This window comes from Lentibacter sp., from assembly GCF_965658795.1.
In the GTDB taxonomy this organism is placed as follows: domain Bacteria; phylum Pseudomonadota; class Alphaproteobacteria; order Rhodobacterales; family Rhodobacteraceae; genus Lentibacter.
In genome coordinates, this window is the sequence record NZ_CBFHTG010000008.1 from 116,858 (window position 1) to 124,816 (window position 7,959).

The following is a 7,959-nucleotide window of genomic DNA, read 5'->3' on the forward strand; positions in this document are numbered from 1 at the left end:
GCAATTAATGCACGACAAACTCGGCGTGTAGCGCCCCAGCAGCCTTGATGCTTTTCAGTATATCAATCATGTCACGCGGCTGCACTCCGAGTGCGTTAAGCCCTGCAATAACCTCTGAAAGAGTGGTTCCATCAGGCACTTCCGCAAGGCTGATGCCGGGGTCTTCCTCGATCGCCGCATTTGTGCGCGGCACAATCACGGTCTCCCCCTCAGAAAACGGATTCGGCTGGATCGCAACAGGCGCTTCCTGAATGCGAAGCGTCAGACCGCCTTGGCTCACGGCAACGCGCGAAATTCGCACATCCTCGCCCATGACAATAGTGCCTGAGCGCTGATCAACAACCACACGCGCACGCCGCTCTGGGCGCACAAGGATATTCTCGATCTCGCCAATCGCATGTGCCGTCGAGCGGCGGCCCGTAGCGTCGATATCAATCTGCACGGTGCCCGAATCCAGCATCACAGCGACACGCTTTCCAAAGCTGCGGTTGATGGCCGTTTCAATGCGCCCTGCTGTTGTAAAGTCGGCTTCCCGCAAAGCCAGCCGCATCGTATCAAGCGAGGCCAGTTCAAACTCGATCTCGCGTTCAACCCGCGCACCCGAAGGGATAACCCCGGCTGTCGGCACACCCTTGACCACGCCACCCGCGTCGCCTTCAGCTGCAGCTCCGCCTGCAATAATCGTGCCTTGCGCAACCGCGTAAATCTGCCCGTCTGCCGCATTCAACGGCGTCATGATGAGCGTACCGCCTAGTAGGCTCTTCGCATCCCCGATTGCTGAGACGTTGACATCAATGGTCGAACCAGCCCGCGAAAACGCTGGCAACTCGGCTGTCACAAAAACGGCTGCCACGTTCTTAGGGCGATACTGCTCGCCACTCACGTTCACGCCCAAACGCTCAAGAATATTTGACATGATCTCTTCCGTAAAAGGCGCGTTTCGGATCCCGTCCCCCGTGCCGTTGAGACCAACAACAAGCCCGTACCCGATCAAATCGTTACCGCGCACCCCGTCAAATTCGACAAGGTCCTTGATGCGGATTTCGCTCGCCGAAGCCGCCATACTCCAAGCCAAAAACGAAAGTGCAAATGTCAAAAACCTGATCATCTCAAGAACCCCACAAGCGAGAGCTCCGACAACCGCGCCGTGGCGGTATAAAGGCTCTCAAGCCGAAACTGTGTCTGCTCCAATTTGACAACCGTGTCATAGGGGTCCGCTGAAATCAGCGCGTTACGCGCCATTTCGAAGCTCGTTTTCTGCACTGCCAATCGAACCGTCGCATCTTCAATCCGCGCTTCTGCATACCCAAGGTTTGCGCGCGTGCCCGTGATCTCGTTGCCGGCGGCAAAACTAAGTTCACCAGACCGCGTGAGCATCTGGGTTTTGAGATCCGCTCCAAACCCAAGAGTATTGTCTTGCGACAGAACGGCGAGAGACACAGCCTTCAACGTTTCACGGAAAACCGCATCATCTGCTTTAATGTTAAGTTCAATACGCTCACCATCACCCAACTGAAACGGCGATAAGTTCTCACTGCCGCCCGAGTAGGCAACACTGTCATAGCCGCCGCCTACATCAAACCAATTGTCCAATACAGCCTCGACCCCCGCGAGGGTTGTTTGCCCTGCTACGGCCCCTCGCAGATCGCTCAAAATGGTTTCAGCGCCTTGCATGGCCGCAGCATCTGTCGTGCTACCCGCAAACAGGGCGCGCCCCGCAACGGATGTGTTGAGCGTCGAGAGGATCGTGTCCATCGCGGCGCGGGCGGTTGAGCTCACATGTTGTGCTGTCTGGTTAAGACCACTCGCATTCAGACCCAAAATCTCCGAAGACAGCCCGCCAAGCGCTTCTTGCATATGGTTCAGGCTCGACTGCATCATCGCAGTATAACTCGCCGCTTCTTTGGTTGAGTTGGTCACAGCGGCGTTAAGCTGGAGGCTGCGCTCTACATCTGTAAGATAGCTGAGGTCAGCGCCCAAATGGCGCGTCACATCCTGAACCCTACCACTGGAAAGCTCACTGGTCAGCCGCGATATCTCGGTCTTGATCTCGACATTTTGACGGCGCAACAAAACGGACTGTGCCAAATCACCCATTGAAACGGCGCTCATCATACAACTCCCATCAAGGTATCAATCATCTCGTCAACCGTCTGCAAAACACGTGCATTGGCCGCATAGGCTTGTTCGATCATCATCAGGTTTTGTATCTCCTGATCCGAGTCAACGCCGTCCGCCATGACCGCACTTTCAGCCGCGGTCGCACGCATTGCTGCAAATGTAAGATTTTGCTCTGCATCAAGCCGGTCTGCTCCAAATTTTCCGGAAATATTGCCTGCCAAAGCCGATGCCGACTGCGCCTGTCCCGCAAAGCTCCCTGACAGAGGGTCGCGGCGCTCATTCAAAGCAGAGGAAAACGCTTGCAGCAAAGACGCATCACCCACAGGCCCAGTGACGCTTGCGCCCACACCGTCGCGCAAGCGCCAGCTCGCGCCACCCTGCGACGGATCAAGCGCTGCATTCACAGACAGTCTTCCCGCCAAACCCACTTCGTTGGCCGGGTCAACAAAAGCCCCGCCATCTGTAAACACACCAGGGTCTCCAGCCGCACGGGTTGCATCAAGCCCCGCCGCTTGAAAGCGCTCCCCCAAATCGCGTGCCAGCGCATCCAGCTCACTCTGGGCAGAGACAGCCGCACTGTCGCGCACCTCGAAAAGAGCCCCCAACTTGCCACCGCGCAGCGCACCTCCCTGCGGTTCGACTGACACTTCAGTGCCATTGATCGCGATACCGGACAAATGCCCGCCCTGAAGTGTCATATGCGGGACAATGGTGTGCGCGTTCGTAAACGAAAGCTCAGCAGCGCCCCCGTCAAGCAAAAGTGCACCCCCAGATGTATAAAGCGCTATGCCCTCATTGGGCCGGCGCATCTCCTTCACAGGAACCCACTCAGAAATTTCGCCAATCAGATTTTCACGTGCATCTACAAGAGCCGAAACATCATGTCGTCCAGCAGAGCCACGGCCGATCTGAACATTCAGCTCCTGAACCTGCACCAGCATGGAGTTCAGCTCCTTGACGCCCAGCGCGATATTACGGTCAGCAGCCATGCGCGCATCTTGTGTACCTTGTGACGCCGTATTCAGCGCGCGCGTGACCGACTGGGCATCGCGCACAACCTGATCCAAACGACCAGAAACATCAGGGCGGCTTGCCGCAGACACAAAAGAGGATTCAAGCGCCGCCAGCTTGGATGTCAACGAATTGGCTGAATCAGGCGTCCCGACCAGTGTTTCCAACTTGCTGAAAAAGTCCGAAAGGCTCGATTGCGCCGAGCGCTCGCTGTTAGCGCTGCGCATCTCGGCCACAGCTGATGGATCGCGAAAGCGGACAGTCGACAAAATGTTCACACCGCCGCCACTTCCATTGCGTGATTCAAGCTCGAGGCCCCGGCGTCCGTAGCCGTCTGTCATCACATTGGCCAGGTTAGACGAAACAACCTGCGCTGAGCGCGTCGCAGCATTTAGACCGCTGATTGCGTTGGAAAGGGCTCCGGATAAAGACATGTCACCACCTCAATGAACTACGTGTAAAAGCGCGCCACCCTCAGCGGCGCGCCAAGACCTTATCGTTTGATATTGGCCGTTTCCTGAAGCATCTCATCCACAGTCTGGATCACTTTGGCATTGGATGTGTAGGCTCGCTGTGTCTCGATCATCGCGGTCAATTCGCCCGCAACATCAGTGGTCGATTCTTCTCGGGCAAAAGACACAATATCACCTGTCGGGCCATCGCCTGCATCCCACAAAAAGTAAGATCCGCTTTCAGGCGAAGGCAAATAGGTCTGCTGATCCAAAGAAACCATGCCATTTGGGTTGGGCAGAGATACCAACGGGATCTGGAAAATCGTACGGGAAATACCTGTATCAAAGAACGCATGCACATTGCCGTTTTGGTCGACCTCAACAGAGGTCATATTGCCCACAGGCGTGCCGTCTTTTGAGATCGAAACAGGGGCAAAGCTGTCAGAGAGCTGCGTCAAGCCGTCTGATGTTCCAACCATACCGATATTGATGGTCATGGCCCCTCCATCGACATTGACTTCAAGCTCGCCTGTCGCAGGGTCATATGCCCCCCCTGTTAATGTGTTTACAGAAGCCAACGTGCCCCCAGCCGCGCGGCTGTCGTCAAAAGTCAGGGTGTATTCCCCAATCACAACCCCAGGTGAGGCCGAGTCAGTGATCGTCATCGTCCACTCATTGGACACACCCGCGGCCGGAACTGTCGGAGTGAACGCAATCGAGATATTCTCAGACGTCCCCAAATTGTCATAATACTCAATCGAAAGCTCCGAAGGCACACCCGTTGAGCCTGCCTCGGTTCCTGTCGCCGGTAGATTCACACCCAGATCAACCCGTGTCGTCGGCTCCCCAGAGAATTGGTTCACATTGACTTGGACAGGCTTCAACCCGTCTGATGTATCACGCGGATAGGTCGGGACTGTCCCGTCAGGTGACGCAGGCCACCCCATCAGAACAAGGCCGGCCTCGCTGCTCAGATAGCCGTTTGAGTCGGTCCGGAAAGAACCCGTCGTGGCCAAAAGCATTTGAGGCTGGCCATTGCCTGCGTTCACCTCAGAATCGCGCGCTACAGGGAAAAAGCCGTTGCCGCGTACCGCAAGATCGGTAGGGTTTGAGGTCGCGACAAGTGCGCCGCGCTCGTCGATCAGCCGCTGGGTGGTCGTGCGCACACCCCCCGCCGAATACGTGCCGCCCGTAGATGAAATCACCATGGAATGGAAATCTGCATCCATACGCTTGTATCCGTAGGTTGCGGAGTTCGCGATATTGTCCGAGATGGTGGCGAGCCGCGTCGCATTGGCCGTCAAACCGGCCACACCGGCATTGAGCGAAGAAGAGATTGTCATGAATACGCCTTTCTGCTGCATCAAACTTACTTGAGCAGCAGATTTAAGGCGTTTCGCTTAACACAGACCTAACATCACCCAACCCAATCCTCTAAAATTGGACAGAGTTTCACGAACCCCGCCTGAGCAAGACAATCTCCAGACGGTTGTTGCGCACCGCCATAGGGTTGCTCACAGCGGGTGATTTATCCGCATGCCCTGTCTGGCGTTGGATCCGGTCACTTTTCAGGCCACGAGCTTCCAGTAGCATACGCATCCGGTTCGCACGCTCTGCCGACAAGCTCCAGACGGGGTTGTCAGCCAACACAACCGGCTCTGCCTTGGTATGTGCGCCAATAGCAATGCCGCTTTCTGTCAACATCGCAACCCGCGCAATCACCTCGGCAAGGTCGCGCAAGACCGCTGTGGGCTTATCCGTCCCCACATCAAACAACGCGAGCCCCTCAAGATCGAAAATCTCGATAATCATACCTTCATCTGTCACTCGCGTTACAATGTGCTTCATCGTCTCTTCCGAGACCATGCTTTCGCCACCAAGCCCCATGAGTGCTTCTTCAATTTTTCGAAAAGCCTCCTCGCTCTCGGCCACTTTATCTGCGTCTTCCGCAATACCCATCTCGCCACGCGCTTGGCGTGATTCCGTGGGGTGCAAGCTGCTGGCGCCTGTTCCGTTTTGCGGCATTGCCTCTTCCGAGAAGACAGAGTCGCCCCCGAAGTTGCCATCACCACCCCCCGAAATCCGGTTGATAGGGATGGTCGGACTAAAATAATCCGCCACGCCTTTGCGTTGCTGCTCTGTTGTTGCGTTCAACAGCCACATCAAAAGAAAAAACGCCATCATAGCGGTTACGAAGTCAGCATAAGCAACCTTCCAGGCACCACCATGGTGCCCACCAGCTATAACTTTCTTCTTTCTCTTGATGATGACTGGCGCGAGATTGCTCTGTGCGCTCATATCCACCACCTTGTTTTACTCACCCACCATCAAAGCTAAGCGCCAACTCTTACCAGTGACTTAACAAAACAAGGCATTTCAATGATCTATAAAGGCCGCATTGTGTCGCCCGGGGCAATGCGCGGGCTGAGCACGATCTTCTCGTCAAACGTCACCGCGTCATCTTGCGAGCGCGCCAGGATGATCTCCGCCGCCTTACGGCCAATCTCGGCGCGGCAAGCGTCCATACTGGCCAGAACCTTGGGCAAGCCTTGCAACAGCTCCACCCCGTTAAAGCCCGCAAGCCCGATCTGCCCGGGCACATCGATACCCGCCTCAAGGCAGTAGAGCAAACCGCCCGCACCGATCATGTCATTGGAATAGTAGATAAAGTCGAGATCAGGCGTGCGCTCAAGCACCGCTTTTGTCATCTCGCGGCCCTTGGCCAAGGCCGAGCCACCTGAGTAAAACTCCTGATCCGCCATCTCGATCCCCGCCTTGGCGAGCGACTGTGTAAAGCCCTCAAACCGTTTGCGCGCGCGGTGATCAAGCGGCATCTTTGTGCCCAGAAACGCGATGCGCCTGTGCCCGGCTGCCGCAATCGCTTCGCCCATCATGCGCCCTGCCGCACGGTGGCTGATGCCCACAGCCGTATCTACGGGCTCGCCATCCACATCCATAATCTCGACAACAGGGATCCCCGAGGCCGCAAGCATCGCTCGCGCGTTATCAGAGTGCTCAAGCCCCGCGATGATCACACCAGAGGGCCGCCACGAGAGCATCTCATACAGCACCTTCTCTTCTTTCTCAGGCAAATAGTCTGTAATCCCGACAACAGGCTGCAAGCCGCTGTCCTCCAACACAGAGGTCACACCAGACAGAACTTCAGGGAAGACCATGTTCTTCATCGAAGGGATGATGACAGCGACAAGGTTCACCCGCTGGCTCGCAAGTGCGCCCGCAATCTTGTTGGGCACATAGCCCAGCCGCTTTGATGCGGCGAGCACCTTCTCCCGCGTCGCGTCAGACACATCGCCACGGTTGCGAAGCACACGGCTCACCGTCATCTCCGAGACACCCGACGCTTCCGAAACATCCCTCAAAGTCAAAGGCCGAACACTGCGCTTCATCATGTTGCAAACCCTCACACTGCTGCCAGCAGACGTTAGCGCAAGCACCAAGCCCCCCGCAAGCGGGTTGAGAGCTTGCCCATCAGCTTCGTTAAGACTTGCAGGCCCAAAAGGTTAACGTTAAGAGGCGTTAACCATGTTTTAGAGCCTTTTGGTTAACGCGCGCGGTTTTGGCCAAACACTGGCACACCGCGCCAGACCAACGGCCACAAACCGCCCCTTGAAAGGGTGCAAAAGCGCCCCGTGCCGCCAGCCGCTCAGGCAAGACACAGCGCAGCAAAAACACCCCATCAAAACGACAGCTGAAAAGACATCCCGCGCTATACGCAGGGATTCTGCTTCGCCCAAAGCTCGTTTGGGAAAGTCGCTCAAAACCACGCCCCAAAATGCAAAAAGAGCGAGCCAAAGCCCGCTCTTTCCGTAACTCAAATCCGCAAGGGATTAGAAGTTGAACACTACGCCGAAGTCAGCAAATGTTTGATCGTTTGTTTTCTCAACACCACCTTTGAGTGTCGCACCACCGAGATCGTGCGCAAAGCCAATACCGTATGACTTGTCGTCAATAGTGTTTGCTTCGTTGTCGTTGTAGTACGCGTTTACAGTTGTAGCCGCACCTACAGAGAACTTACCTGAAACAGTAGACTGCTGATCGCCACCTTTTGTTTTAGCTGTGCCAAAACCAAGAGTTACGCCACCGAGCTTACCTGACACTGTCAGAGCTGATTCAGTGTTAGCCGCTGTATCTGTGTCCGACAGAGCTGCAGCAACAGTCCAACCGTTCATTGAGTATGCTGCGAAACCTTCGGTGTCAGTTCCGTTCGTTGATACGTGCGTTGAGAAGTCACCAACTGAGTATGTTACTTCAACTGCTTCTTTCGTACCAGCTGCGCCAGCGCCTGTGCTGCTGAATGACATTGATGAACCAGTTACGAGACCAGCAAAGCTAAGACCTGTAAGACCTACAGCTT

Annotated in this window: 7 protein-coding genes; all 7 read right to left on the reverse strand. The window is 55.7% G+C overall.

Annotated elements, in window-relative coordinates:
* Positions 1-4 precede the first annotated feature (4 nt).
* The gene (locus ACTG3X_RS08020) at positions 5-1,108 is read right to left on the reverse strand and encodes a flagellar basal body P-ring protein FlgI (RefSeq protein ID WP_439110731.1); all 1,104 of its coding nucleotides are present in this window, start codon (positions 1,106-1,108) and stop codon (positions 5-7) included.
* On the reverse strand, positions 1,105-2,112 hold the full coding sequence (locus ACTG3X_RS08025; protein ID WP_439110732.1) for a flagellin: 1,008 nt from the start codon (positions 2,110-2,112) through the stop codon (positions 1,105-1,107). The genes ACTG3X_RS08020 and ACTG3X_RS08025 overlap by 4 nt, the downstream gene beginning before the upstream one ends.
* Positions 2,112-3,566: a flagellar hook-associated protein FlgK gene (flgK, locus tag ACTG3X_RS08030; RefSeq protein ID WP_439110733.1), complete on the reverse strand. Its 1,455-nt coding sequence runs from the start codon at positions 3,564-3,566 to the stop codon at positions 2,112-2,114. The genes ACTG3X_RS08025 and flgK overlap by 1 nt, the downstream gene beginning before the upstream one ends.
* 59 nt (positions 3,567-3,625) lie before the next feature.
* The gene (locus ACTG3X_RS08035) at positions 3,626-4,927 is read right to left on the reverse strand and encodes a flagellar hook protein FlgE (RefSeq protein WP_439110734.1); all 1,302 of its coding nucleotides are present in this window, start codon (positions 4,925-4,927) and stop codon (positions 3,626-3,628) included.
* A gap of 109 nt (positions 4,928-5,036) precedes the next feature.
* A complete protein-coding gene (locus ACTG3X_RS08040; RefSeq protein ID WP_439110735.1) occupies positions 5,037-5,882 on the reverse strand; it encodes a flagellar motor protein MotB in 846 nt (281 codons plus the stop codon).
* 86 nt (positions 5,883-5,968) lie between these two features.
* Positions 5,969-6,994: a LacI family DNA-binding transcriptional regulator gene (locus tag ACTG3X_RS08045; protein ID WP_439110736.1), complete on the reverse strand. Its 1,026-nt coding sequence runs from the start codon at positions 6,992-6,994 to the stop codon at positions 5,969-5,971.
* A 438-nt stretch (positions 6,995-7,432) separates the two neighbouring features.
* A partial coding sequence (locus tag ACTG3X_RS08050; protein WP_439110737.1) for a porin occupies positions 7,433-7,959 on the reverse strand: 527 nt, incomplete at its 5' end.

Bases quoted from the DNA above. Each gene is read 5' to 3' on its own strand.
- ACTG3X_RS08035 (WP_439110734.1), bottom strand. From the start codon at position 4,927: ATGACAATCTCTTCTTCGCTCAATGCCGGTGTGGCCGGTTTGACGGCC.
- ACTG3X_RS08020 (WP_439110731.1), bottom strand. From the start codon at position 1,108: ATGATCAGGTTTTTGACATTTGCACTTTCGTTTTTGGCTTGGAGTATG.
- ACTG3X_RS08025 (WP_439110732.1), bottom strand. From the start codon at position 2,112: ATGAGCGCCGTTTCAATGGGTGATTTGGCACAGTCCGTTTTGTTGCGC.
- flgK (WP_439110733.1), bottom strand. From the start codon at position 3,566: ATGTCTTTATCCGGAGCCCTTTCCAACGCAATCAGCGGTCTAAATGCT.
- ACTG3X_RS08045 (WP_439110736.1), bottom strand. From the start codon at position 6,994: ATGATGAAGCGCAGTGTTCGGCCTTTGACTTTGAGGGATGTTTCGGAA.
- ACTG3X_RS08040 (WP_439110735.1), bottom strand. From the start codon at position 5,882: ATGAGCGCACAGAGCAATCTCGCGCCAGTCATCATCAAGAGAAAGAAG.